The sequence below is a fragment of the Candidatus Villigracilis sp. genome (assembly GCF_057083605.1).
In genome coordinates this window covers 71,376-95,957 of sequence record NZ_JBXMTI010000048.1, presented here as the reverse complement: position 1 = coordinate 95,957, position 24,582 = coordinate 71,376, and the positions used below count along the sequence as shown (strand labels likewise).

The window sequence follows — 24,582 nt, the reverse complement described above, 5'->3', positions numbered from 1 at the left end:
AATCCATTCCGTTCTAATGCTTTTGATAAATTGAAATTACGTAAGTCAACAGTTTCTTTTCCCTAATCATCTCCAATTATAAGCATTTTTGGTTTAGTTTTATATATTCTCTTCAATAATAAGCCGCTCTGAGAAGAGCGGCTTATGGCTTTTATTATTTTTTCTTTTTCACTTTACTTTTGGTTGATTTCATTTTCGCAGGCTTGGCTTTCTTCGCTACAGCCTTTTTCACTTTGGCCTTTGCTGCTGGTTTTCCCTTCGCTTCCACAGGTAATTTCTCCAACTCACTGACCAATTTCTCCAGCACATCGAATCCACCCTGCCAGAATTTCGCCTCGCGGATGTTGATGCCGGCTTCGCTTAATATCTTCTCTGGTGCTTCCGATCCGCCCGCGGAGAGAATCTTGAGATACTTAGGCTTGAACGATTCACCTTCCGCCTTGAATTGCTGATACAAAGCCAGCACCAGCAATTGACCGAAAGCATAAGCATACACATAGAACGGAACTTGATAGATGTGCGGAATGCTCACCCATTCCCATTTGAACTCGTCGCTCAGATCGAGCGAGTCACCAAATTGCTCTTTCAAGTTTTCGAGATAGGCATTGCTTAGGTCATCTACTGATGCGTTCTTTTGCACCATCTCATGTGCGGTCTTCTCGAACATTGCAAAATAAGATTGGCGCATGATAGTTGCGTACGCATCGTCCATTTGTTTGAAGAGAATGTCACGGCGCACGGATTCATCTTTTTCTTCCGAGAGCAATTTATCAATCAAAACCATTTCTGCGAAGGTGGAGGCTGTCTCCGCCAGTGGAAGCGATGAATGAAATGTAAATGTGCTGTGATGCGATGCCAGCATGGCATGGATCGCATGACCCAGTTCATGGGCGAGGGTCGCCACTTCGCGCCCCGTGCCCTGATAGTTGACCAACACATACGGTGTCATCTCAGGTAGAACAGACCAGCAGAATGCACCGCCACGCTTGCCCTTGCGGATTTCACTGTCGATGCGGCTTTCGTCAAAGACACGCTTCGCCAAATCCGCGATCTTTGGCTCGAAGGCATTGAAGGCATCCAACACCATGGTCACCGCTTCATCAAATTTATAGGTCTTCTTGGAAGCAGCCACGGGCGCATAAATGTCGTAGCGGCGTAATTTCCCCGAAGGGATGCCGACATACTTGGCTTTCATCTTGAAGTAGCGCTGGAAGATACCTACATTCTTGCGCGCCACGTTCAGCAAAGCTTCTACGGCCTCTTCAGGGATGTCATTATTCAAATTGCGCGGTGCAATAGCAGTCTTGAATTTGCGCAGATTGACGTTCTCATTGTGCCAGTCACGCAGAATCGTCTGGTAAATTTGCCCAAGGATGGGGCCATCCTGCCCAAAGACCTTGAACTGTGATTGATAACTTTCGGCTCGCGCTTTCGGGTCAGTGCTGTAACGGTAAGACTGCAATTCCGACGCAGTCATTTCCTTCTCTTTGCCGTTGAACTTCATCTTGAATGCGTAACGGCTCGTGATCGAGTCATATAAGTTGCCCAATGCGCTCACACCGGTCACGTTCTTCAGGTTGACTATCTTCTCTTCAGCTTCGCTTAAAGTATGCGGCTTGTATAAACGCATCGCCTCGAGATAATAGCGGTAATCACCTGAAGCCCCCATCAGGCGCTTCGCATTTTCCTCATCCAAATCCTTCCACCATAAACTGAAGAACAAAGTGCGATTCTCAATCTCCGCCAGGAATTGCAGCACACGCGCTTGCAATGCTTGCGCTTTTTGGTCTTGTGTATCAGCTGTGAATGACAACCCGGCAAATGAATACAATTTGTTGCCAATACGCGTCGTTGCTTCGCTGGCTTTTAACACATCCACAAATTGCTCGGCGGGCATATCGGGCTTGAGCTTGTCACGCACACCTTCAAACGAAGTGACCTGTTCTTCGATCATGTCAAATGCGCTTTGCAATTCTGCGCTTTCATAACCTGGATACAGCGGGGAGAGATCCCATTTGGAAAGTTTGTAAGCCATTATGTTCTCCTCTTTTCACGTTGTAGGGACACAGCGAGACGATTGCGGACAAAGTCACGCATTAGTTCCGCTGTGTCCCTACAGTAGTAAATTTTATAAACTGGATCGGACGTGCATGATGTCGCCGTCCTTGACAGAATATTCCTTGCCTTCGAGTCTCAGCTTCCCTTTGGCCTTCGCTTCATTCATGGACCCGAGGCTGATCAAGTCTTCGTAGGCCACCACCTCGGCCCGCACAAATCCGCGCGAAAGATCGGTGTGGATCTCCCCAGCAGATTCCTGCGCCGTCGCACCACGATGCGTTGTCCATGCGCGCACTTCATCCTCACCAACTGTGAAGAAGGTCTGTATCTGCAAGAGTTCATAGGATAAATTGATCATGCGCTTGAGGCTGAGTTCCTTGATGCCATACTCTTCCATGAAAACGGATGCATCTTCCGGGGCGAGTTGGGCGATCTCCATTTCAAGCTTGCCCATCAACGCAACCGAGGGATGATCAAGCTTTGCTTCGGGAGCTTGCTGTCCTTCGCCAAGATTGAACACGGTCAGAATCGGTTTGCGAGTCAGCAGGCCGAAACTGGAAAGTTCCTTCTGCTCATCATGTGTGAATTCCACACTGCGCAATGGTTTGTTGTCTGAAAGCGTCTTGTGTAGTTTTTCAAACAACTCTGTCTGACGCGCATTTAATACTTTATCTGTGCCACCTTTTTTGCGTTCATCGGTCAGGCGCTCCAGCTTACGCTCCACGGCGATCAGATCATTCAGTAGAAGCTCGGTCAACATTGTATCCACATCACGCAATGGATTAATGCTTCCACTGGGATGCATCACGCTGTCATTTTCAAAACAGCGCACCACGAGGATCAACCCTTCCATTTGGTTGAGTTGATTCAACAGTTGCCCGGAAAGGCCGCTTTTGGCTGAACCAGTTTCCAGCCCGGCAATATCCGCGTATGTCACCTTGGTGTAGACTGTTTTCTTCGGGTTGAACATGCCGGAGAGTTTATCCACGCGCGGGTCGGGGACATCCACGACTGCCTGGTGAACTTCGATGCGCCCTGCAGAGGCAGTGGTGGGAGCGTTACCGCGCGTAAGCGCGTTGAAGATGGTAGTCTTTCCTGATTGGGGTAATCCAATAATTCCTAGTTTCATCTTGACCTTGTTCTTGGGAGTGGTATACTTGCGTTCGCAAAAGAGCCGAAGTGGCGGAATAGGCAGACGCGCACGACTCAAAATCGTGTTCCCTACGGGAATGAGGGTTCGATTCCCTCCTTCGGCACTAACAAATATTGTATTCGAAGCGGTATTATACATCACCTTCAAACGTCCTCCATTTCAGGAGGACGTTTGAGTTTTATATATCTTTCAACCGCCAGCGTTGACAGTGGGTTTTCTGAATTGTACAATCGTATAAACAACTAAACAACCTGAAACTTGGAAAAACGTAAATCCTCCTGAGACGAGTCCATTCACTTTTTTCTGGAGACTTAATAATTTATGAAACTCTACCTGCTCTTCGCTGCTATTGACGTCCTGGTCCTGCTGGCATATCCAATTGTGTATGTGATTCATCGCATTCGTAAGATGACGGGTGTAAAATAAGAATTATCTCGCCTGGTGTATAGGCGAAGAAAATTCCCAGGAGGCTCATTATGCCCTCGTTGAACGATGTCCTGGCGGTGATCTTGGGTGGAGGGCGCGGGGCGCGTCTGTATCCACTTACTCAAATGCGCTCCAAGCCGGCCGTGCCATTCGCGGGCAAATACCGCCTCATTGATATTCCCATTAGTAATTGTATTAATTCAGAGATCTTCCGCATCGCGATCCTGACGCAGTTCAACTCTGTGTCATTGCATCGTCATATCACCCGCACCTATAACTTTGATGCCTTTCATCAGGGCTGGGTGCAGATCTGGGCCGCAGAGCAAACCCTTGAAAGCGCAGACTGGTATCAGGGCACAGCCGACGCGGTTCGCAAACAATTACTAGAGATCTTCTCCACTGGCGCGAGGTATGTACTGATCCTTGCCGGTGATCATTTGTATCGCATGGATTACAAGGCCATGGCCGAATATCACTGGGAGAATAAGGCGGACATCACAGTGGCAGTGCAGCCCGTTTCAAAACAGGAAGTGACGCGTTTCGGAATCTTAAAACGCGAAGCAAATGGCCGCATATCAGACTTTGTGGAGAAACCCAAGGATCCTGAAATCCAAAAACGATATATGAGCCGCGATGATCCGCAGAGACCATTCCTGGGTTCCATGGGTATTTACATGTTCAATGCAAAAGTGTTGGTGGAGCTATTAACGAATTTTCCCAACCATGACGATTTTGGCAGTGACCTGATCCCGCAGGCCATCTCTTCTCACGCAGTCTTCGGATTTGACTTCGATGGTTATTGGCAGGATATTGGAACGATCCGCTCGTTCTATGAGACCAATCTCATGCTCACCACACCTGAAACGCCCTTCAATTTTTACGATGCAAAACTCCCGATCTATACGGACACACGCTTCCTGCCCAGCTCCATTGTGGAAGACAGTAACCTGCAAAATGTTTTGCTCGCAGAGGGATGCCGTATCCTCAAATCCAATATCAATCATTCTGTCATCGGCATTCGCAGCCAGATCGCCGCAGGCTGTGTGATCAAAGACACCATTGTGATGGGCTCCGATTATTATGAACGTGACCGCGAAGGCCTGCCCATTGGTATCGGCACAAACTGTCACATTGAAGGCGCGATCCTCGACAAAAACGCACGCATTGGAAGCAATGTAACCATCCGCCCCTTCCCACGCAATACGGATATTGATAACGATAAGTGGTATGTGCGTGATGGAATCGTTTTGATCCCGAAGGATGCAGAGATATTGTCTGATACAACCATTGCTCCTTAGCATACTTCATAGAACTACAATTCTCCCCCGCATGGGGTATGAGGGTCAACATTAAAATTATGCTATACTCGCATTAACTATGAAGTCACCGCGCGAATTTTGGCCGCGCTGGGCAGAGTCCTTGCGCCGATATCAACTTCAAAATCTGATCGCCTCGTTCCTTGAAGCAGGAAGCCCTCTTGCTTTGCTTGGTGCGCAGGCGATTTATTTTGGAGGCGGCTTTATCAAGAACGATCAGTTGACCGCACTCGCTGAAACACTCGAAGAGGAAACAGAAGCGCGTGCCTTTGCATCCTTCTTAATTCAGGAGGAGGCAAACCGATGATTGCTCTGATAATTCTTATCTTAAGCGCAGTGCTTCTGCTTGTAATCACCATTTGGAAACGAAATTCGCCCGCAAACCTGCGTGAGATTCCTGCGTTTACGCGCTTGTATCGCACGCTGGGGTTAAGTGTGGAAGATGGCACGCGTATGCACGTTTCTCTTGGGCACGGAAGCCTGTTGGATTCACGCGGAGGTTCTGCATTGGCGGCACTGGCGATGCTGCGCATCATTGCAGAACGCACATCGGTTAGTGATAAGCCCGCTGTTGCATCTGCCGGTGACCCGGCGCTTGGCTTGTTAACACAGGATACATTGCAGGCCGGTTATCAAGCCGCAGGTGTGGATGAGTTATACGTTCCAACCACGGGCCGCGTAACGGGGTTAAGCCCATTTGGTTATGCCGCCGGCGCCATGCATATTTCTCAAAACGAAAATGTCTCTGCAAATATCATGGTCGGGCATTTTAGCTCCGAAGTCGGCCTGCTGGCCGAAGCCTCAGATCGTGAAAACGTAACCATGATCGGCGCCAGCGAAAACCTGACCGGGCAGGCCATCCTCTTTGCAAACACACAGGATGCATTGATCGGCGAAGAATTATTCGCCGCAGGTGCATATTTAAATGCAGGTGCTTCACATACAGCCAGCCTGACTGTGCAGGATATTTTACGCTGGCTGGTAATCATAGCCTTGCTTGGCGGCGCATTCGCAAAATTCGTGGGGCTTTTCTAATGCGAGTCTTTACCGCAGTTATAGCCATCGCGGCGGGCCTCTTAATATTAGGTGGTTATTTTTTCCCTGCCCTGGCAGATGTTCAAACACTTCTATTGAATTGGGCAATCATTCTTGCCGGCTTCGCCGCACTGGTTGGGATATTTAATTTGATCGCAGTCCATACGGATAAGATCCGACGCGCTGAAAAGGGAAGCACGTATAGCGCGCTTCTTGTCATCGGGTTGGTTGCTACGCTGCTCCTTGGCATGATCCTACGCCCGGACCACTCCACAATGAAGATCGTGATGAACGGCATCATCCTTCCAACTGAGGCCGCATTGATGGGCGTGCTGACCATATCCCTGCTATACGCGGCAATTCGCCTTCTTCGCCGCCGTGCCGATATGATGGGCATTATCTTTCTAATGACAGCCGCTATCATTATGCTAGGCTCGGCCACATTACCGTTTGGAAATATCCCTGTAATCGGCACTTTGATTCGTCCCTGGGTTACGCAGATCCTGGCGCTTGGCGGAGCACGCGGAATCTTGATCGGTGTTGCGCTTGGCACACTCACTACAGGCCTGCGCGTTTTGTTTGGCGCTGACCGTCCGTATGGAGGCAATTAATGGCAGAGATCATTAAGTGCCCATCATGCGGAGAAAACAATCCGCCGGATCAGGAGTTTTGTCAATATTGCCAGGCTCGCATCCAACCTTTAACAGGCGCACTAAAGGGGGCAGATGCGCCCATTAAACCCGGGCAGGTCCCAACCAAGAAAACCACCGCAGAACTTGAGCCCATTCTGCCGCAATGGCTAAGGGATGCGCGTGACTCAGCACGCAAAGATGACCAGCAGACTCAGCAACGTAATTTGCAGCAGCCCCAAACACCGTCACAACCGCAGTCCGGTTCAGGCTCAGATGACCTGCTGGCTGGTTTGCGATCTCAAGCGGGAGAAAATGAAGAAGACGAAACACCGGACTGGCTTGCCAGTATTACGGGCGTTACTTCAAAGTCAACAAAATCCCAGGCAGAATCTTCCGATGTCCGTTGGGTTGAGTTGGGCGGCAAGGATGATTTTGAAAAAGAAGAGTCGGCTGGAACGCCCGAAGAAGAAGATGTACCCTCCTGGTTGGCCGGGTTAAAGCCCTCCGAACCACAAGCGGATGAAAAAGATGAAGCTAACGATTGGTTCCGCAATTTAGATAGTGCCGCACAAGCACAACAGCCTGAACAATCACAGTCATTTGAAAGTTCATTCTCAAGCGCGCCAACCAGTGACACCCCAGATTGGCTGCGTCAAATGGCGGAAGAGAATGCACCGAAAGAGACTACACCCTCTGATATTTCAGCAGATGTATTTTCCGATGCCCCCGAACTTTCACTCGATACACCGGATTGGCTGCGTGCCATGGGCGGCCAGGAAGAACCAGCCAAAAGCGCAGACTCTGCCGCTTATTCAGAATCAGGTATCGGTGAATCCGAAGCGGCTGAAAGCCCATCCGATGAAGGCTTGCCGGATTGGATGAAGAGTCTCCCGCAAAGCGAAGAACCCAAACAGGATACAACTCCTAAATGGTTGAGGGATAAAGAGAGCGCCTCTTCAGCAGAAGAGATGCCTGCCTGGTTGTCATCCAGCGATGCGAAAACCGTTCTCCTCCCTACTGAACCGGAAGAGGAGAAACCCTCCGCGCAAGAGGATGCAGCCTCAAGCGATATTCCAGATTGGTTAAGAGCCGCCGCGCCGCAATCATCCATTTATGCAGAACCTGAAGAGCAACCCGTAGAACCTGCCCAGGGAGCTGATACCCCGGGCTGGCTCAATTCATTCCAGGCGGAATCTGCATTTCAACCGGAAACACCGCTTACCCCGGCAGGCTCTACACCCTCCGCTTTTACCGAAGATTCTGAAGCAACCGATAACGTGGATGAGCTATTTACGGAAATGCCAGATTGGCTTTCAAGCGCATCCGAGGCTCCGCCTTCATCTATCCCTACACCCATCACCAGCACAGATGCGATTGCGCCCGGTGAACTGCCTTCGTGGGTGCAGGCCATGCGCCCGGTGGATTCTGGCATCTCGCAGTTATCTTCCATGTCGTCGCCCAGCGATCAAACTTTGGAATCGCGCGGTGCACTGGCAGGTTTGCAGGGTGTACTTCCCGCAATGCCGGGCTTTGCGCCAACCAGCAAACCCAAAGCATATTCCATTAAGTTACAAGCCAGTGAAGAACAACAGGCTCATGCGGCATTATTGGAACAGATCCTCGCAGCGGAAACTGCGCCCGTTCCAATTGCATCCTTTTCAGCATTGAGAACTTCAAGCAGTTTACGCTGGTTCCTTTCCTTTATTATTTTTGTGGCAATCACGATTCCATTGTCTCTGCGTACTCAAGTCTTTTCATTGCCGGTGGGAGTTCCGCTTGACCTCAACGGTGCAATGCAGGTGGCTCAATCCATTCCAGAAGGCGCGCCCGTATTGGTTGCAGTTGATTATGAACCCGCCCGCGCCGGAGAGATGGAAGCCGCTGCTGCGCCGATGTTTGACCAAATGATCCTTTTACGACATCCGCATTTGACCTTCATCTCCACCAATGAAACTGGCGCGATCCTGGCAGAGCGCTTCATTTCTGGACCTTTGGCTGAGCACAACTACCAAAGCGGAATCCAATATTTGAATCTTGGCTACCTACCCGGCGGACAAATGGGCATCCGTGCTTTTGCACAAAATCCGCATGTCACTGTTCCATTTGATATGTCCCTCTCCCCCGCATGGGCTTCGGCCCCACTGAACGGGATCAGCTCCCTCTCGCAGTTTGCAGCGATGGTCGTAGTGACTGATGATGCTGATGCCGCCCGCACATGGATCGAGCAGACTGAATCTGCACGCGGCAGCATTCCATTTGTAGTAATTTCGAGCGCACAAGCCGCACCGATGATACAGCCGTATTTTGAGTCACAACAAGTCAGCGGCATGGTGTCGGGCTTATATGGTGGTGCACTGTTTGAGCAATACAATGCCGGGCGTCCTGGCACTGCACGTTCCTATTGGGACGCTTTTAGCCTCGGCATGTTGCTTGCCATGGCGTTGGTGCTTGGCGGCGGCCTGTGGAATTTAGCCCTCGGCCTGCGTGACCGCGCGGCTTCAAGGGAGGCGCAATAACATGGTGTTCTCTCTTGATCTGATCACAGGCGCTATTAGTTTCTTATTTACCCTTCTTATCCTTAGTTATTTGATCGGGGACAATCCGCTTTTTAGGATTGCAGTGTATGTCTTCGTGGGGGTTTCTTCCGGATATATTGCCGCAGTGGCATGGTGGCAGGTGATCGTGCCTCGCCTCATTTATCCATTGGCATTTGGCTCCGTTCTTGAGAAAGCCTTTGCAGCCATCCCTTTACTTGGCTCGGTATTTATCCTCATGAAAATATCGCCGCGTTTAGCGGGAATTGCGCGCATCGCAATGGCCTTCCTGGTAGGTGCGGGAGCGGCAGTCATCATCGCCGGCGCATTGACCGGGACTCTGATTCCACAGGCCTCGGCCACCATTAACGCCTTCGACGTAAGCGCCGCAAGTGCGCGTAACATCAGCGCGATTGAGGTTGTTTTTAACGGCGCTTTCATTCTGGCGGGTACGGTTTTTACATTGATCTATTTCCATTTTGGCGCCCGCCCCAAAGCAGATGGTTCCATGCACCGCTTTGGGTTGATTGAGATTTCGGCCTGGGTTGGGCGCATCTTCATTGGCATTACACTAGGCACGATCTTTGCAGGTGTGTACTCCGCTGCGCTAACTGCGTTGATCGAACGCATTTCGTCGCTGATTAACTTCTTTGGGAATTTTTAGACATCATGCCATCCTCACTGGTTGACGGTAACTCCCTGCTCGCAATAGATGTCGGTGCGGCCAATACGCGCGCGGTGATGTTCGATGTTATCGAAGGTGCATATCGCTTTGTGGCTACCGGCTCTGCGCCTACCACTGCCGAAGCACCCTTTAGGGACGTGGCTGAGGGTGCCCGTAATGCGATCACAAATTTACAAAGGATTTTAGGGAAAAACCTGCTGGACGAATCGCGCGGGCTGATCACGCCGAGTCAACCCAATGGCACGGGGGTGGATGCGTTGGTCGTCACCCTGTCTGCAGGGCCTGCTGTCAAAACGGTGGTTGTTGGTCTGTTGAAAGATGTATCCCTTGATAGCGCACGCCGGCTGACAGAATCAACTTATACACGTATTGTGGATACGATTGGGCTAAACGACCTGCGCAAGCCCGATCAGCAAATTGACAGCATCCTGCGTTTGCGCCCGGACCTGGTGGTCATCACCGGGGGAACCGATGGCGGCGCATCACGTTCCATTCAAAAATTACTTGAACCCATTGGTCTTGCAAGCTTCCTGTTACCGGAAGAAAAACGTCCCGCCGTATTGTTTGCGGGCAACGAAAAGATGGAAGAGGAAGTAAAAAGCCTGGTCGGTTCGCTTGCCACTTCCCTGCATTTCAGCCCGAATGTTCGCCCATCGCTTGAAACGGAAGACATTGACCCCGCAGAACGCGAACTGGCACGTATGTTCATCAACATTCGCAAACGACAGATCAGAGGTGTGGATATGTTGGATCTATGGTCTGGTGGGCACATGCTCCCGACTGCCTATGCCACTGGGCGTATGGTGCGCTTCCTTGCAAAAGTTTATGGCGCAAAAAAAGGAATCTTGAGCGTGGATATCGGCTCATCCGCCGCGATCATTTCGGCGGGCTTCCATGGCAAATCCACGCTCAGCGTTTATCCGCAATTTGGCCTGGGCGAAAATCTTTCTCACCTGACGAACTACACAACCCTCGAAGATATTCTGCGATGGTCATCACTTGACCTGTCGCCAAGTGCACTGCGTGATTATCTTTATCAAAAATCATTGCACCCATCCAGCATCGCCGCCACGCAGGAAGACCTTGCCATGACTCAGGCAGTTTCAAGACAAGCTTTATATCTTGCGATGCAATCTGCGCGCCGTGACTTTCCGAAAAATATCGCAAGCATCAAGCCGACTTTGACTCCGCTCTTTGAACCCATCCTGGCGGAAGGCAGCTCATTAAGCGACGCTTCGCGCCCCGGCCATAGCCTGCTCCTGCTTCTTGACTCTCTCCAGCCTGTGGGCGTGACCACTGTGATCCTCGATCAAAATAACCTGCTTCCATTGCTGGGCGCGGCGGCCTCACAGAATAATATTTTGCCTGTGCAAGTTCTTGAGTCTGGTGCGTTCCTTAGCATGGGCACAGTGGTATCCCCGGTGGTCTCCGCAAATTATGGCACGCCCATTCTGCGTGCAAAGTTGAATTATGAAAATGGTGCCGAAGCGCGCGTCGAATTGAAATATGGAAGTATTGAAACTCTGCCATTATCCAGCGGAGAAGTTGGCAAGATGTCCATTCAGTGTTTGCGCGGGGCAGATGTCGGCTTTGGATCAGGCCGTGGCGGCACCATCCCAGTAAGCGGCGGGGCATTAGGCGTGGTATTCGATGGGCGCGGACGTCCCCTGGATCTTCCATCCGATGCGGTGCGCCGGCGTGAACTCATCAAAAAATGGAGCTGGACCCTTGGAGGTGAGTAGATATGCAAGCGCCTGTTAATCATATTATCGGACTTACCACCATTGTGCGTGAACGACTGCTGCCCGTCTCTGGAACAGTGCTGGCGCGCCTTAATCAAAAGGTGGGGCCCGGGGATGTGATCGCTGAAACGAGTTGGGCACGTGAACATGTACTCTTTGATGTTGCTCGTCTTCTGCATGTATCTCCCAATGCTGCTGACCGACTCGTCAAGTGCAAGGTGGGTGATCGGATTGCCGCAAGCACAGAGATCGCTGTTGGTAAGGGGCTCTTCCCGCGCAGTGTTCGAGCATCGCGTGAAGGACGCGTGGTGGCGGTTGGCGGCGGTGAAGTTCTTATGGAAGTCGGTGAGACGAAGCTGGAGTTGAAGGCAGGCATCCCCGGTACGGTGATCGAGGTTGTGCCAAACCGTGGGGTGGTGATCCAAACTGCCGGTTCGCTGATTCAGGGCATATGGGGCAACGGACGAATCGATTCAGGCTTGCTGGTGAACCTTGCGGAAAAACCCGATGGTGTCCTTACCGCCGGGCGGTTGGATGTGAGCCTGCGCGGCTCCATTATTCTGGCGGGCATTGTGAAAGATGTAGAGACTTTGCAAACCGCCGCTGAATTACCGGTACGTGGACTTATCCTTTCAAGTATTTCCCCATCGCTGATTCCCAAAGCACGGGAGATGCGATACCCCATCATGGTGACCGACGGTTTTGGTTCCATGCCGATGAATTCTGCGGCCTATAAATTACTAAGCACGAATGCCAAACGTGATGTAGTCATTAATGCGGAGGTCTACGACCGTTATAGTGGTGCGAGGCCTGAGGTAATCATCCCGCTTCCGATTTCATCAGACCCGCCTGCCCCGCGTGAAGTGGAAACCTTTGCGCCAGGCTTGCAAGTGAGAATGCGCCGCCCGCCTGGCATGGGAATGATCGGTTCGATTGTTGCCATTAAACCCGGGTTGACCACATTGCCCAGTGGTTTGCGTGCCTTCGCCGCAGAAGTGAAACTTGAAAACGATGAGACGGTGGTTGCGCCTCTCGTAAACCTTGAAGTTGTGGGATAATTATCCTGTGGATAATATAAATGTTATTGCGAAGATATTTTGCATGATTTCGGCGATGACAAAATAATCAGGAGAGTGCTCCATGTCTTTCGATGATACCAATTATGACGAACTTGATGAAGCTGCGCTTCCAGAAGAAGCCAACAATAACCGTACTTTTCTGGTGGCTGTGGGGATTCTGGGCGGGATCATATTGATCTCGGTTGCATGTCTCGTGGGTGTATATTTATTCGGTCAAAGTGGCAGAACCGCCGCACAGCAAGAAGCAGCTGCCAATGCCACCCTGACAGCCCAGGCCGCCAATAACTTCATCAACAGTGCATTGACTGCCACTTTCCAGGCTTCCATTTTGCCCACCACCACAGTTACGTCAACATCAGTTGTAAATGTTGCCACAATCACCGCAACCCTTGACCCCAGCTTAACCAGCGCTGCCCAGGCAGGTACACCTGCCGCAGCCACTGCCACTGTCGGCGCAGCATTAACCCAGGCCGCAGCCGCTCAGCTCACTATTGTCCCAACTACGACAGCCTTACCTCAGACCGGTCTCCTGGATGATTATGGTGTACCCGGACTTGCAACAATGGCTCTCGCTTTTGTGATTGTGATCCTGCTGGCACGCAGGTTAAGAACTGCACCAACGACAAGATAATACAGTCAATCCAATTTAAATTTTATGGGACAGCCTCACGATGCTGTCCCATTTTTATTTTCTACACCACGCTCTCAGCCACCGTTTTTCCATACCCCAACAATGACTTGACCATTTCCTGTGTGCGCCCCTCTGCATACACACGCAGGACGGGTTCCGTTCCTGACGGGCGGATGAGGAGCCACGAATCGTCAGCCATAATGTATTTGACTCCATCACGCTGGCTAATCTCCTCTACTTTTTGGCCGCCTATCTCTGAGGGTGCTTTTTTGGTGAGGAATTCCGTCATCTCGGCTTTGGCAACCGGGCGGCTGAGGCGTAGATCCACGCGCTCATAGAGGGCTGGGCCGACATCCGCAAGCAGGTCATCCACCATTTCAGTGAGGGATTTTTTCGCCTCAGCGATCATTTCAACCAGCAGCAAGCCCATGATGGGGCCATCGCCTTCAGGGATATGTCCCTTGAACGAAATACCTCCAGATTCCTCGCCGCCTATCAGAACATCTTCCTTCATCATGTAATCGGCAATATGATTAAAGCCAACGGGGGTTTCAATTAGTTTCAGGCCGTAGCGTTTTGCAAGTCTGTCAATCATGCGCGTGGTGGAGACCGTCCGTACCACTGCACCACTCATGCCGCGTTTCTCAACCAGATACTTCAGTGCAAGCGCCATGATCTTGTGAGGGTCGACGAAATTTCCGCGCTCATCCATGGCACCAATACGGTCTGCATCGCCATCTGTCACAACGCCGAAATTGCCCATACCGGAACTCACCGCACTTGAGAGTGGACCAAGGTACTTGGCAATTGGTTCGGGATGCACACCGCCGAAGCCGGGATTCATTTCACCTCGAATTTCTGCGATCTCGCAGCCTGTCCCCTGTAAAAAGGATTTGATCACACCACGGCCTGAGCCATACATGGCATCCACTACAAAACGCTGTGGGTTATCTGCAATAATATCCGTGTTGATCAATTTATGCAGGTGGTCGAAATAGGCTGGCAATGGATTAAATCTTTGGATCAGCCCTGCTGCGCGCGCCTTCTTGAAATCCATCAAGTTTGGGCCGCGCGCCTGCTCTTCATTGTCGTTGATATACACTTCCACGCGGCGGCATTGTTCGGAGAGGGCTGAACCCCCAAATGCGCCTTTTAATTTCACGCCGTTATAACGAGGGGCATTGTGTGAAGCCGTGATCATCACGCCGGCAATTGAATTCGTGTTCATCACCGCATAAGAAATAGCAGGTGTCGGTGAATCAGCTTGTGCCAGCAAAACTGTGAATCCGTTTGCTGCCAGCACACGCGCCACCTCTCCTGCAAAGCGGTCTGAGAGAAAGCGCGTGTCGTAACCAATAACGATCTTTTTAGGGTCAACGTTTGGGGATTTGTCCCAATGATCTGATGCTACTGCATCTGCAATGGCTTGCGAGACCATGCGTAAATTGTCGAACGTAAAGCTATCCGAGATCACGGCGCGCCAGCCGTCTGTGCCAAAGTGAACGGGCATTTATTTTCCTCCAGGGATGTGTTCGTCATTGCGAAGCAATCACGATTATTATTTATGGTGTGGGTGTGGATGATGCTTCAAAATTTGGTGCGGGAGTTGCATAGGCTACAACTGATTCCAACAGCCAGCCTTCGATCTTCTGCCCGTTGACCGTGGCAAACACGTGGATCCAGGTCACTCCATCTACCACTTGGAATTCCGAATACGTTTCCACGATGGTGCCATTGAGCAGAGTTAGAATGTAAGTTCCCTGCGGCGATTTTCTTAAGTTTGCGCCGCCGCCTTCGTTTGCAGCCACCTTTCCATAAGTTGCACTCGGTTGAATAGTAAGTGTTATGGTGGGTGTGTCGATGGGAGGCAGAGTCACATTAAGTGTAAGCGGCACAGGGCTGGGTGTTTCCGCCAGCAACGCATCACTGGTTGCGGCAGAAACTGTTGCGGTACGCGCCGGAGTGTTTGAGGGGCGGAGACTGCTGGTAGTTGTTGCAAGCAGGCTCGGGGTCGACGAAGGAAGCGCGGATAGCTGTGCCGTGGGTGTGGATGGAGGTACATCCGCTTCAACCACTGACGGGGAGCCTGATCTCATCAAAGCAAACAGGATCACCACGAAAAGCAGGAGTGCGATTCCGCTGAAAACGAGCCCGCCCACCGAAGGGCGGAGTCGTAACACATAAAGTGTGATCAAACCCAACACGCTTGCAAGCGCAAAGTGTGTAGCAAAGACCAGCATACCTTGAGGCCAGGTGCCTTCCAAACCAGCGCCGAGGCCGAAAGCGCTTGCACTGATTGGCAGATAAAAAACATAGGCAATCAGAACACTTGGCAGGAAAGGTTTGCTTTCTGAACGCGCAAAGGAGGCCACCAATGTGACCGCGCCAATGGCTAGTACCACGAGAGCGGGAATCCATAAACGCGCATGGATGAAAGCGTTGGGGAGCGTCATCGGCATGAAGAGGCGCGCCGCAAAACCTGAGAGCAAGCCGCCAATGAAAACAAGCAGGCCGCTGATGAGCAATGCCATGAGGGTTTCAAAAAGAAAGCGCGGAGAGCCTGTGAGAATGGCAAGTAGAAAGCCCACCCAGGGAGTCATCAACGGTGCAACCAGGATGCCGAGTAACAGTACGGTTTGCGAATCAAGTAAAAAGCCAAGCCCAAGGATCGCGCCGCAGACCAGCGAAAAGACAAACAACTCAACGGATGGATATGCGCGGCGTGAAAGATCAGAGATGAGCGTTGCCTGTCCCTCTGCATCGGTGGGGATGGAGGAACGACGTGTGGCGCGCCTGCGTCGATTGCGAACTTCATCTCGAGGCGGATGCGGCGGTTCCGTTGGGATGATCGGGTCTTCAGAAAGGGACATGTTTTCAATTATACAGGATACAGAGGGTACAAGATGGATTTGGGGAGTGCCTAAACCAAAAACATAAGGAGTGTCACCCTGAGTGATAGCGACACATGCACCGCATTGCGGATGCAGTGCGGTGAGGGTCTCTGAGACTGGCGTAGAGATTCTCACCGCACTGGCGCGCGGCGCAAGTGTCGCTACGCTCACGCGTGCCTGCGCACGGTGCAGGCAGAACGACACAAACGAAGTCTTGTCTTTGAAATTAGGCACTCCCAAAATGTGATAAGAAAAGATTCTGAAATATGATAGAGTCAGCCAGAGGAAAATACCATGCTTAATGAACCGCGCATATACCGACACCCCACGGGCCAGTTTGTGATTCTATTCTTGGTTTTTGCCTTTCTGGCAATTGGTATCTTCACCTCATTCGACAATGCAGACGCTTTTGCCACGATTCCGTTTGCGGCTTTATTTGTATTTGTATTCTTTTTGTCCATCTATTCCATAACGGCCAAAGCAACCATCTCGAATGACGAAATTTCCAGCCAAAGCATTTTTGGCACAAGGACTTTAACCTGGAGCGAGATCAATCGTGTTTCGGGCAGAGGCCATGCCATCAAATTGCACAACCTGGATGGCGATGTAACCGTTGCTCCCAGCCCGCGCCTGCCCGGTTATGAAGAAATCGTCGAGTGGATCGGTACAAAGCGCCCCGACTTGTTCAGTCCGCAGGAATACAATGAAATGACCAGGAGTTGGACCGGCTATATTCTGCTGGCTGTCGTTGTACTTTTTATGGTAGGAACGGGCTTTTTTCTTGTGACTCAAGCGAGTGCGGGATTCATCCCGTTTATCTTCTTTTTCATCATCGCGCTTTTCATCGCCTTTGTAACATTGTCTCTGCCCCAGTCGTTGAGCATTGATGGCAATACCCTCTTGATCAAATACATCTTTAATGAAAGAAGCCTGCGTGCAAATGAGATTGCATCCGTCAGGCTCGATTACACACGCACACGAAATGGAAAGAGTTATTTTGTAAGGCTTGATCTAACGGACAAAAAATCCATCCGTATCTCCGGAATCGGCCCGAACCTGCCTGTCGTGTTCCTCGTTCTCAGAAATTGGCACAAAAAACATGCATTGATTGGTCAGACAAATCAACAAAATTAACACAAGTCTTTAATTTATTGTCACCCCTGACACTGCTATAATAAGCTTGCACGTGACATCATCAATGCCGGGCTGCGGGCAAACCTGGCACGTGAAACGTGACACCTCTCTTACAGGCGGTACTTAAAATGCTCAACGACCCATCCTACTAGCACCGTATGTCGCGCAGAAATTGGAATATGTGCGACGCAAGTATTTTCTTTCCTCTTCTATTTTACATATAAGTGAAAGCTGCCACTTGAAGCGTGACACCTGACACTTAAACACTTGGTACTTTAACTATGACTCAACATCGAATTACAGATGACCTCGACGTTCTGCTCGACATTCTCCCAACCAACATTCGCCACGCGGTGGAAAAGGCGAACAGCAGCGACAAACTGCTTGAAATTGTCATTGACCTGGGCCGAGTGCCCGCCGCGCGCTTTGTCGAAGGCGAAATTGTCCTTTCTGAAAAAGAGATCAGCCGCGCAGAAATTGACCATATTACCGAGCGCATTGGTACTTTTGACGCCGATAACCGCGCAGGCATGGAGCGTACGCTTCATCGCATCTCCGCTATTCGCAACAGGCTTGGAGCTATTGTCGGTTTAACCTGCCGTGTGGGGCGTGCTGTATATGGCACAGTGGATATTATTCAAGACATCGTCGAGTCTGGCAAATCTGTTCTTATTTTGGGGCGGCCTGGCGTTGGCAAGACCACCCTCTTGCGCGAAGCCGCGCGCATCCTTGCAGAAAACAAACGCGTGGTCATCGTGGATACATCCAACGAGATTGGCGGTGACGGCGATGTGCCTCATCCTGCCGTTGGCAAGGCACGCCGCATGCAAGTGCGCGAGCCCATGCTCCAGCATGAAGTGATGATCGAAGCGGTTGAAAACCATAACCCCGAAGTCATTGTGATTGATGAGATCGGGCGCGAACTTGAAACCCTGGCCGCACGCACCATCGCGGAACGCGGTGTGCAACTGATTGGCACGGCGCATGGACAAACCCTCGATAATCTTTTACTCAACCCAACCTTAAGCGATCTCGTCGGCGGGATCGAAGCGGTCACGCTTTCAGACGAGGAAGCCCGTCGACGCGGCACCCAGAAAACAGTTTTGGAAAGACGCGCCCCTCCCACTTTCGATGTGCTGATCGAGATCCAAAATCGCGAACGTTTTGCAGTCCATCTCGATATCATGTCGGCGGTCGATTCACTTTTGCGCGACGTACCCAACCCGCCCGAGATCCGCACACGCGACGAAACGGGATTGATCCAGATCGAGAAAGCCACGCCGCCCAAGCCAGCTACAAAAGCGGATTCTAAAACGCCGCGCCGCACAAGGACGCCTGTCGAGCAGACTCAGGCCAGGCCTGTTCCCGTTATCCAAGAACAGGCTTCACGCTCTGACTCGATCAACCCGCCCGTGATCGCCACATCGAACATTGGCGCGAGAATGCAAACTGTGCGTGTGTTTGCATATGGTGTGGCGCGGAATCGATTAATGCAGGCCGCCAAGCGACTCGGTGTGCCAGCCGTTGTTGTGACCGATGTGAACGAAGCCAACGTGCTCGTCACTTTGCGCACCTATTACCGCAACCGCGAACAAACCGTCATCGAAGCCGAACAGCGCGGCATGCCTATTTATGTTTTGCGCGCAAACACAGTGGCGCAAGTGGAACAGTTCCTCGGCGACCTGTACAACCTTTCCGAACAGCAGCATCCGCGTGACAGCCTGGATGATGTGCGCGACCAGACCAAGCAAGCCATAGCCGCCGTCCTCAACGGTGAGCGCTGGGTGGACCTGCCCCCGGGCTCATCTTTAGTGCGCAGACTACAACATGAAATGGCGCGCAATGCGGAGTTGGTGAGTCATTCGTATGGCAAAGAACCAAGAAGGCATGTGAGGATATTTAGAGAGTAGTCTTAAGAGAACAGAGAGCAGCGCTATTTTCTGCTCTCTGCTTTTTTTCCGGTTGGGTTTTGGATGGTTTCAGGAAGTAAAATATGGGAAATTCAATCTCTTGGAGGAATCACGATGAGTATATTAAACGACTTTCTAAATAGTGAATTTGCAATTTATATCATTGGCATCCTTGGGGCCGCATTCGGTTTCCTGATCTCCTGGAAGGAACTGGCGAAGGTCCTTCGCATCCTGTTCACACCTGTCAGTGAGATAGCCCACCTCCAATTAAATGAGCAGGTTCAAATCATGGGACAGGCCCACAGTATCGGCTCGAACATCATCAGCCCGATCACCAAAAAACCGTGCGTTGTGTGGCAGCTCGAAGTGGCGGAAAAACGCCGGTCAGGGAGAAATTCGCGCTGGGTCACAGTTTACAAAAACTACTCGTCGGTTCCGTTCGAGGTCTCGGATGGAACCGGCCGTGTGCGCCTGGAACCACAGCATGAGATGGAACTGGTTCTTCACAATGATGTGCATAAGTCTTCCGGGATGTTTTCGAGCCTTGATGAGAGCGTCCAAGCGACATTGAATGAACTGGGCTTAAACACCAAGGGTTTTATCTTCAACAAGTCCATGCGGGTCAATGAACGGTTTACGGAAGAGGGCGAGCAGGTGTATGTTCTCGGCAGGGCGGTGAACGCGAACGGGGTCATAACCATGGATGGTACCTCTCCGTTGATCGTAAGCGATCACGGCAAGCTACGGCTGCTCACCCGTTATGTGTGGAAAGTGATCACAAACATGTTCATTTTCGCGCTGGTCGCCGTTGCAGTTTATCTATTCTTTGTTTATCGATAAACCAGCCTCTGTTTGCTTTATACTTATTGTATGTTCATCACACTTGAAGGCCCCGAAGGCTCTGGCAAGACATCACACATTCCCTATCTCGTGGAATACCTGCGCGAAAAGGGACATACAGTATTCCCCACTCGTGAACCAGGCGGCACATCCATCAGCGAACAGATCCGTGATATTTTGCATGACTTGAAAAATGCGGAAATGCACCCGCGCACTGAAACGTTGCTCTATCAGGCCGCGCGCGCCCAGATCGTGGAGCAGGTCATCAAGCCGCGCCTCGCAGATGGCGAGATCGTCATTTCAGATAGATATTATGATTCAACCATTGCCTATCAAGGTTATGGACATCGGCAGAATTTGGAAGAAGTCCGCGCATTGGTGAAATATGCAACGGGTGGATTAACTCCCGACCTGACCATTTTGCTTGACCTGGATGTGGAAGTTGGCCTTAAGCGTAAAAAGAAGAATGGCGATGAATGGAATCGCATGGATGCGCACGAGGTCGAATTTTATGAACGTGTCCGCGCGGGATATTTGGAGATGGTCAAGGCTGAGCCAAAACGCTGGGTTGTGATTAGTTCAGATCAGAAGTGGGATTCCGTGCAGGAAGAGTTGCGGAAGGTGATTGTTAACAGGTTGAATAAGTAGTAGAAGCGATTTGCAATCTGCTCCTGCTATTTTTGATACAATCCCTTTATGCCGCCCAACCTTCATCTCTTTTCATCCCCTGGTCAAAATGACATTAGCTATATTGTTGAAGCCAGCCGTCCATATTTGGAGGACAAGAATGATCCAGTTGTGGCGTATATGCCGTTGGCATCGCTTTACGCAGAACAATGGCTGGAGTTGAACGAAACGGCCTTCAAAGGGTTGGCGCGTTTCCAAACGATCAATGCCGAGTTAATGTCTCAAAAAGAGATTGAAAATATAATACGCGATAGTTCTCTGGTTTACATCCCCGGCGGAAACACCTTTTTACTCAGTCATCGTTTGCATGTGAGTGGAGTAATGCCTTATCTGCGAAAAAAGGTTCAAGCAGGGCTGCCTGTGGTGGGGTTCAGCGCTGGAGCCATTTTGTGCGGCCCAAACATTCTTACATCCAAGGATATGAATAATGTTGGGACACCATACTTTGAAGGAATAAACGCTACACCATTCAACTTCTCACCCCATTACCCGCTGGATGAATACAGCCAGTCTGTGAAAGATGAATGGCTTTCAGATTATCATTTCTTCAAAGATAATCCTGTTATTATGTTAGCTGATGGGGCATATGTCAAAATAGATGGAAAGAAAACGACCCTGGTCCGCGATGAAGCGTGGATCTTGCGCAAGGATCAGGAAAAAGAAAAACTTGAAGAAGGCAAGTTAATACCTTTATAGGAAAATATCATGAATGAACAATGGATACCCGGCACTAAAAAAGAATTGATGTCCGCGATTGAACATGAGTGGAAGCATTTGTTAGAGGTTGCAGAAAAGCTGACCGATGAGCAAATGACTACGCCCGACGCAGGCGGATGGTCACCCAAAGACAACCTTGCCCATCTTACTGAATGGATGAACATCCTGATGGGCTATCATATGGATAAACGCCCTGCGCACGAAGTCATGGGCGTTTCTGAAGAAGCGGTAAAAGATTGGAATATGGAAGTTATCAATCCGTTGCTTTTCAAACGCAATAAAGACCGTTCGCGGAAAGAAGTGATAGACGGCTTGAAACAAACATACGAACAATTACATGCAAAGCTTGAGTCGATAAGCTTTGAAGACCTGCTCAAGCCGCGTCATGCAGACGACCCGGAGAAACGTCCGCTTCTGCTGTGGGTACTGGGCGATACTACCGAACATTTTCTTGAACATCGCGAAACCATCGAACGAGGAATTACAGAGAAATAATCATGACCGCTGAATCCGAAGTTGATATCAAATACCTGAAAGCTATTGGCCGCGTCTGTGCCATGGCATTAAAGAAAATGATGAAGGAAGCCCAACCCGGCATCACCACCGCCGAATTGGATAACATTGGTAAAGAGTTCCTTGAAAAAGAAGGCGCCAAGTCCGCGCCGCAAGCCATGTATAAATTTCCCGGTGCCACCTGCATCAGCATTTCGCCTGTCATCGCGCATGGCATCCCCGGCGACCATGTTTTACAGCAAGGCGAGTTGATCAACATCGATGTCTCCGCCGAGATGGATGGTTACTTCGCAGATACGGGCGCATCCATGGTCGTCTCAACGAACATTCCCGAAATTGAAAAAATGCTCGAAGCCACCCGCTCCGCGCTGGCCAAGGCCGTGCATTCTGCCAAAGCAGGGCAGCCTCTCAATATCATCGGCAAGACCATTCAACAGGAAGCCAACCAAAACGGATTCAACGTTATTTATGATTTGACCGGTCACGGCATTGGACGTCACCTGCACGAGAAGCCCTCCGCGATCTATAACTACTACAAACCAGATGACCGCCGCATTCTTAACGAAGGTCTGGTCCTGGCCATTGAGCCTTTCCTCACCACCGGCAAAGGGCACGTCGTCGAAAAGAATGATGGCTGGTCCTTGCAGACAATCGATAAAACCATTGCCGCCCAATTCGAGCATACGATCATCGTCACGAAGAACGAGCCGATCATCCTAACCCTGTAAATAATTGAAAAGTACAAATAAAAACGCAAACGTAATTAACCCCAAACTTATTTGGACGCAGATGAACGCTGATTTTCGCTGATAAAAGCAAGAATCAGCGTTTTCTGCGTTTATCAGCGTCCTATTATTTTAGCCTTAAAAACAAACTCACCCACGAAATATTATTTCGGGATGAATCATGTTTAAGTTTCACGTCTTATGTATCACGTTTCTTTACCCCTCAATCCTCTTTCAACCACCTCTTCACCGCCTCATGCGGATGTTGATATCCCGCCATCTTGTTCAACAATTCTTCAGGGTCGGATTCACTGAATACAGCCTTACGGTGCTCGTCGAAAACAAATCCTTCTGTTACAGCATGATCCATGGCTGCCAGTAAAGGCCGATAATATTCTTTCACATTCAAGAGGCCGACAGGTTTTTCATGTGCGCCTGTTTGCGCCCAGGTGATGGTTTCAAAGAGTTCATCCCAGGTGCCAAAGCCGCCGGGCAATGCGATGTAGCCATCCGCGAGTTCGTGCATACGGGCTTTGCGGCTGTGCATGTCGGGAGCCACATCCATACGGGTGAGACCGATGTGTGCCAATGCCAGCGTGTTCATGGAAGGGATAATGACTCCGATCACCTCCCCGCCGGCCGATACCGCTCCGTTTGCCACTTCACCCATCAACCCCGTCTTCCCGCCGCCATAAATGAGGCGAAGCCCTTTTTGGGCGAGGAGAACGCCTAATTGATATGCAGCAGTCTTATAGTCTGTGTGAACCGAGTCTGATGATCCGCAAAAAACGCAAATTGATTTCATGGTTTCCTTTAAAAAACACAGGTTAGAGTTGTGTAAGTGTAATCTTTTGGTGCTTGACTCACAACCTACGCAGGGATAATAATATCACCATGGACTATAAAGATTATTATAAAACCCTCGGCGTAAGCCGCAAAGCCAGCACGGAAGAGATCCGCAAGGCATATCGCAAACTGGCGATGCAATATCATCCGGATAAGAATCCCGGTGATAAAAAGTCCGAGGAGAAATTCAAGGAAATTAACGAGGCTTACCAGGTCCTGAGCGACGAGAAAAAACGCGCCCATTATGACCAATTGGGAAGCGCATACTCTGACTTCCGTACAAGAGGCGGCAGCCCGGGTGAATTCCGCTGGGACGATTGGGGTGGTTCACGCGGCTCATCCACCAATATGGATGATGTATTCGGCGGCGGCTTCTCTGATTTCTTCCGCACCATCTTTGGCGAGGCCATGCGTTCTTCAGGGCGCGGCGGGCAAGCCATGGATGAGACCGGCTATCAACAGGAAGCGCAGATCAGTTTCAAGGAGGCCTACGAAGGCACGACCCGCCAATTGCAAACCAATGGACGCAAGCTTCAGGTGCGCATCCCAGCCGGGGTGAAGACAGGTTCCAAAGTCCGGGTGGCAGGTGCGGGCCCGGAAGGACTCGATCTCTACCTCGTCATCCGCGTTGAAGATGAAGATCGTTTCCTGCGTGACGGCTCGGACTTAACTACCACGGCCTCAGTCAGCATTTTTACATTGATCCTGGGCGGTGAAGCCGATGTGGATACGCCCGCAGGCACAGTGAAATTAAGTATTCCCGCAGGCACGCAGCCAGATCAGGTCTTCAGGTTGGCGGGGCGGGGAATGCCGAATTTGAAAAAGGCAAATAGTAAAGGGGATCTGTTTGTAAAATTGAAAGTACAAGTTCCGAAATATCTGTCATCCAAACAGAGGGAACTGATCGAAGAAGCATCTCGAATCAAGTTTTGAAAAAAACTTAAACACAAAGGCACTACGGTCACAAAGGAAACCAATAGACCAAAAAATCTTTCCTTCGTGCACGCTTCGACAAGCTCAGCGCAGGC

Annotated in this window: 22 protein-coding genes and 1 tRNA gene; 18 read left to right on the top strand and 5 right to left on the bottom strand. The window is 50.6% G+C overall.

Annotated features, from left to right (window positions below):
- Positions 1 to 154 precede the first annotated feature (154 nt).
- Both AC14M5_RS08070 and ychF read right to left on the bottom strand, forming a co-directional pair.
- A complete protein-coding gene (locus AC14M5_RS08070; RefSeq protein ID WP_484029137.1) occupies positions 155 to 2,035 on the bottom strand; it encodes a M3 family oligoendopeptidase in 1,881 nt (626 codons plus the stop codon).
- A gap of 93 nt (positions 2,036 to 2,128) precedes the next feature.
- Positions 2,129 to 3,187, bottom strand: a complete 1,059-nt coding sequence (gene ychF / locus AC14M5_RS08065) for a redox-regulated ATPase YchF (protein ID WP_484029136.1) — start codon at positions 3,185 to 3,187, stop codon at positions 2,129 to 2,131.
- 44 nt (positions 3,188 to 3,231) lie between these two features.
- On the opposite strand from ychF, the gene AC14M5_RS08060 reads away from it, so the two are divergent.
- From AC14M5_RS08060 to AC14M5_RS08015, 10 genes are all read left to right on the top strand, one after another.
- Positions 3,232 to 3,314: transfer RNA gene (locus AC14M5_RS08060), tRNA-Leu, on the top strand.
- Positions 3,315 to 3,687: 373 nt separating this feature from the next.
- Complete coding sequence (locus AC14M5_RS08055; RefSeq protein WP_484029135.1) at positions 3,688 to 4,935, top strand: glucose-1-phosphate adenylyltransferase; 1,248 nt, start codon at positions 3,688 to 3,690, stop codon at positions 4,933 to 4,935.
- A 79-nt stretch (positions 4,936 to 5,014) separates the two neighbouring features.
- Positions 5,015 to 5,260, top strand: a complete 246-nt coding sequence (locus AC14M5_RS08050; protein ID WP_484029134.1) for a hypothetical protein — start codon at positions 5,015 to 5,017, stop codon at positions 5,258 to 5,260.
- A complete protein-coding gene (locus AC14M5_RS08045; protein WP_484029133.1) occupies positions 5,257 to 5,988 on the top strand; it encodes a DUF6754 domain-containing protein in 732 nt (243 codons plus the stop codon). The genes AC14M5_RS08050 and AC14M5_RS08045 overlap by 4 nt, the downstream gene beginning before the upstream one ends.
- Positions 5,988 to 6,599, top strand: coding sequence for a hypothetical protein (locus tag AC14M5_RS08040; RefSeq protein ID WP_484029132.1), 612 nt, complete (start codon positions 5,988 to 5,990; stop codon positions 6,597 to 6,599). Before AC14M5_RS08045 ends, AC14M5_RS08040 begins: the two co-directional genes overlap by 1 nt.
- The gene (locus tag AC14M5_RS08035; RefSeq protein ID WP_484029131.1) at positions 6,599 to 9,136 is read left to right on the top strand and encodes a zinc ribbon domain-containing protein; all 2,538 of its coding nucleotides are present in this window, start codon (positions 6,599 to 6,601) and stop codon (positions 9,134 to 9,136) included. Before AC14M5_RS08040 ends, AC14M5_RS08035 begins: the two co-directional genes overlap by 1 nt.
- A 1-nt stretch (position 9,137) precedes the next feature.
- The gene (locus AC14M5_RS08030) at positions 9,138 to 9,818 is read left to right on the top strand and encodes a hypothetical protein (protein WP_484029130.1); all 681 of its coding nucleotides are present in this window, start codon (positions 9,138 to 9,140) and stop codon (positions 9,816 to 9,818) included.
- Between the two features lie 5 nt (positions 9,819 to 9,823).
- On the top strand, positions 9,824 to 11,581 hold the full coding sequence (locus AC14M5_RS08025) for a glutamate mutase L (RefSeq protein ID WP_484029129.1): 1,758 nt from the start codon (positions 9,824 to 9,826) through the stop codon (positions 11,579 to 11,581).
- Positions 11,582 to 11,583: 2 nt separating this feature from the next.
- Positions 11,584 to 12,639 carry a hypothetical protein gene (locus AC14M5_RS08020; protein WP_484029128.1) on the top strand — a complete coding sequence of 352 codons (1,056 nt, stop codon included), beginning with the start codon at positions 11,584 to 11,586 and terminating at the stop codon, positions 12,637 to 12,639.
- Positions 12,640 to 12,721: 82 nt separating this feature from the next.
- The gene (locus AC14M5_RS08015) at positions 12,722 to 13,291 is read left to right on the top strand and encodes a hypothetical protein (protein ID WP_484029127.1); all 570 of its coding nucleotides are present in this window, start codon (positions 12,722 to 12,724) and stop codon (positions 13,289 to 13,291) included.
- Between the two features lie 61 nt (positions 13,292 to 13,352).
- On the opposite strand, the gene AC14M5_RS08010 is transcribed toward AC14M5_RS08015, so the two are convergent.
- Complete coding sequence (locus tag AC14M5_RS08010) at positions 13,353 to 14,801, bottom strand: phosphoglucomutase/phosphomannomutase family protein (protein WP_484029126.1); 1,449 nt, start codon at positions 14,799 to 14,801, stop codon at positions 13,353 to 13,355.
- 52 nt (positions 14,802 to 14,853) lie between these two features.
- Positions 14,854 to 16,161 (bottom strand): DUF389 domain-containing protein, encoded by a 1,308-nt coding sequence (locus tag AC14M5_RS08005; protein ID WP_484029125.1) that lies wholly within the window; start codon positions 16,159 to 16,161, stop codon positions 14,854 to 14,856.
- A gap of 315 nt (positions 16,162 to 16,476) precedes the next feature.
- On the opposite strand from AC14M5_RS08005, the gene AC14M5_RS08000 reads away from it, so the two are divergent.
- From AC14M5_RS08000 to map, 7 genes are all read left to right on the top strand, one after another.
- Positions 16,477 to 17,316 carry a hypothetical protein gene (locus tag AC14M5_RS08000; protein WP_484029124.1) on the top strand — a complete coding sequence of 280 codons (840 nt, stop codon included), beginning with the start codon at positions 16,477 to 16,479 and terminating at the stop codon, positions 17,314 to 17,316.
- Between the two features lie 281 nt (positions 17,317 to 17,597).
- Positions 17,598 to 19,226: a R3H domain-containing nucleic acid-binding protein gene (locus tag AC14M5_RS07995; RefSeq protein ID WP_484029123.1), complete on the top strand. Its 1,629-nt coding sequence runs from the start codon at positions 17,598 to 17,600 to the stop codon at positions 19,224 to 19,226.
- A 114-nt stretch (positions 19,227 to 19,340) separates the two neighbouring features.
- Complete coding sequence (locus AC14M5_RS07990; RefSeq protein WP_484029122.1) at positions 19,341 to 20,066, top strand: GIDE domain-containing protein; 726 nt, start codon at positions 19,341 to 19,343, stop codon at positions 20,064 to 20,066.
- A 30-nt stretch (positions 20,067 to 20,096) separates the two neighbouring features.
- The gene (gene tmk, locus AC14M5_RS07985; RefSeq protein WP_484029121.1) at positions 20,097 to 20,714 is read left to right on the top strand and encodes a dTMP kinase; all 618 of its coding nucleotides are present in this window, start codon (positions 20,097 to 20,099) and stop codon (positions 20,712 to 20,714) included.
- 48 nt (positions 20,715 to 20,762) lie between these two features.
- Positions 20,763 to 21,449 carry a Type 1 glutamine amidotransferase-like domain-containing protein gene (locus AC14M5_RS07980; protein WP_484029120.1) on the top strand — a complete coding sequence of 229 codons (687 nt, stop codon included), beginning with the start codon at positions 20,763 to 20,765 and terminating at the stop codon, positions 21,447 to 21,449.
- Positions 21,450 to 21,458: 9 nt separating this feature from the next.
- Positions 21,459 to 21,965, top strand: a complete 507-nt coding sequence (locus AC14M5_RS07975; protein WP_484029119.1) for a ClbS/DfsB family four-helix bundle protein — start codon at positions 21,459 to 21,461, stop codon at positions 21,963 to 21,965.
- A 2-nt stretch (positions 21,966 to 21,967) separates the two neighbouring features.
- Positions 21,968 to 22,711, top strand: a complete 744-nt coding sequence (map, locus tag AC14M5_RS07970; protein WP_484029118.1) for a type I methionyl aminopeptidase — start codon at positions 21,968 to 21,970, stop codon at positions 22,709 to 22,711.
- A gap of 220 nt (positions 22,712 to 22,931) precedes the next feature.
- Here map and AC14M5_RS07965 read toward each other — a convergent pair whose 3' ends face one another.
- Positions 22,932 to 23,513, bottom strand: a complete 582-nt coding sequence (locus tag AC14M5_RS07965; protein ID WP_484029117.1) for an LOG family protein — start codon at positions 23,511 to 23,513, stop codon at positions 22,932 to 22,934.
- An 89-nt stretch (positions 23,514 to 23,602) separates the two neighbouring features.
- Here AC14M5_RS07965 and AC14M5_RS07960 point away from each other — a divergent pair, with 89 nt between their 5' ends.
- On the top strand, positions 23,603 to 24,487 hold the full coding sequence (locus tag AC14M5_RS07960) for a DnaJ C-terminal domain-containing protein (RefSeq protein WP_484029116.1): 885 nt from the start codon (positions 23,603 to 23,605) through the stop codon (positions 24,485 to 24,487).
- The last annotated feature ends 95 nt before the right edge of the window (positions 24,488 to 24,582 follow it).

Coding starts and splice junctions, on each gene's coding strand:
- AC14M5_RS08015 (WP_484029127.1), top strand. CDS start 12,722: ATGTCTTTCGATGATACCAATTATGACGAACTTGATGAAGCTGCGCTT.
- AC14M5_RS08000 (WP_484029124.1), top strand. CDS start 16,477: ATGCTTAATGAACCGCGCATATACCGACACCCCACGGGCCAGTTTGTG.
- AC14M5_RS08010 (WP_484029126.1), bottom strand. CDS start 14,801: ATGCCCGTTCACTTTGGCACAGACGGCTGGCGCGCCGTGATCTCGGAT.
- AC14M5_RS08030 (WP_484029130.1), top strand. CDS start 9,138: ATGGTGTTCTCTCTTGATCTGATCACAGGCGCTATTAGTTTCTTATTT.
- map (WP_484029118.1), top strand. CDS start 21,968: ATGACCGCTGAATCCGAAGTTGATATCAAATACCTGAAAGCTATTGGC.
- AC14M5_RS08035 (WP_484029131.1), top strand. CDS start 6,599: ATGGCAGAGATCATTAAGTGCCCATCATGCGGAGAAAACAATCCGCCG.
- AC14M5_RS07980 (WP_484029120.1), top strand. CDS start 20,763: ATGCCGCCCAACCTTCATCTCTTTTCATCCCCTGGTCAAAATGACATT.
- AC14M5_RS08040 (WP_484029132.1), top strand. CDS start 5,988: ATGCGAGTCTTTACCGCAGTTATAGCCATCGCGGCGGGCCTCTTAATA.
- AC14M5_RS08005 (WP_484029125.1), bottom strand. CDS start 16,161: ATGTCCCTTTCTGAAGACCCGATCATCCCAACGGAACCGCCGCATCCG.
- tmk (WP_484029121.1), top strand. CDS start 20,097: ATGTTCATCACACTTGAAGGCCCCGAAGGCTCTGGCAAGACATCACAC.
- ychF (WP_484029136.1), bottom strand. CDS start 3,187: ATGAAACTAGGAATTATTGGATTACCCCAATCAGGAAAGACTACCATC.
- AC14M5_RS07995 (WP_484029123.1), top strand. CDS start 17,598: ATGACTCAACATCGAATTACAGATGACCTCGACGTTCTGCTCGACATT.
- AC14M5_RS08070 (WP_484029137.1), bottom strand. CDS start 2,035: ATGGCTTACAAACTTTCCAAATGGGATCTCTCCCCGCTGTATCCAGGT.
- AC14M5_RS08055 (WP_484029135.1), top strand. CDS start 3,688: ATGCCCTCGTTGAACGATGTCCTGGCGGTGATCTTGGGTGGAGGGCGC.
- AC14M5_RS07960 (WP_484029116.1), top strand. CDS start 23,603: ATGGACTATAAAGATTATTATAAAACCCTCGGCGTAAGCCGCAAAGCC.
- AC14M5_RS08025 (WP_484029129.1), top strand. CDS start 9,824: ATGCCATCCTCACTGGTTGACGGTAACTCCCTGCTCGCAATAGATGTC.
- AC14M5_RS08050 (WP_484029134.1), top strand. CDS start 5,015: ATGAAGTCACCGCGCGAATTTTGGCCGCGCTGGGCAGAGTCCTTGCGC.
- AC14M5_RS08045 (WP_484029133.1), top strand. CDS start 5,257: ATGATTGCTCTGATAATTCTTATCTTAAGCGCAGTGCTTCTGCTTGTA.
- AC14M5_RS08020 (WP_484029128.1), top strand. CDS start 11,584: ATGCAAGCGCCTGTTAATCATATTATCGGACTTACCACCATTGTGCGT.
- AC14M5_RS07990 (WP_484029122.1), top strand. CDS start 19,341: ATGAGTATATTAAACGACTTTCTAAATAGTGAATTTGCAATTTATATC.
- AC14M5_RS07965 (WP_484029117.1), bottom strand. CDS start 23,513: ATGAAATCAATTTGCGTTTTTTGCGGATCATCAGACTCGGTTCACACA.
- AC14M5_RS07975 (WP_484029119.1), top strand. CDS start 21,459: ATGAATGAACAATGGATACCCGGCACTAAAAAAGAATTGATGTCCGCG.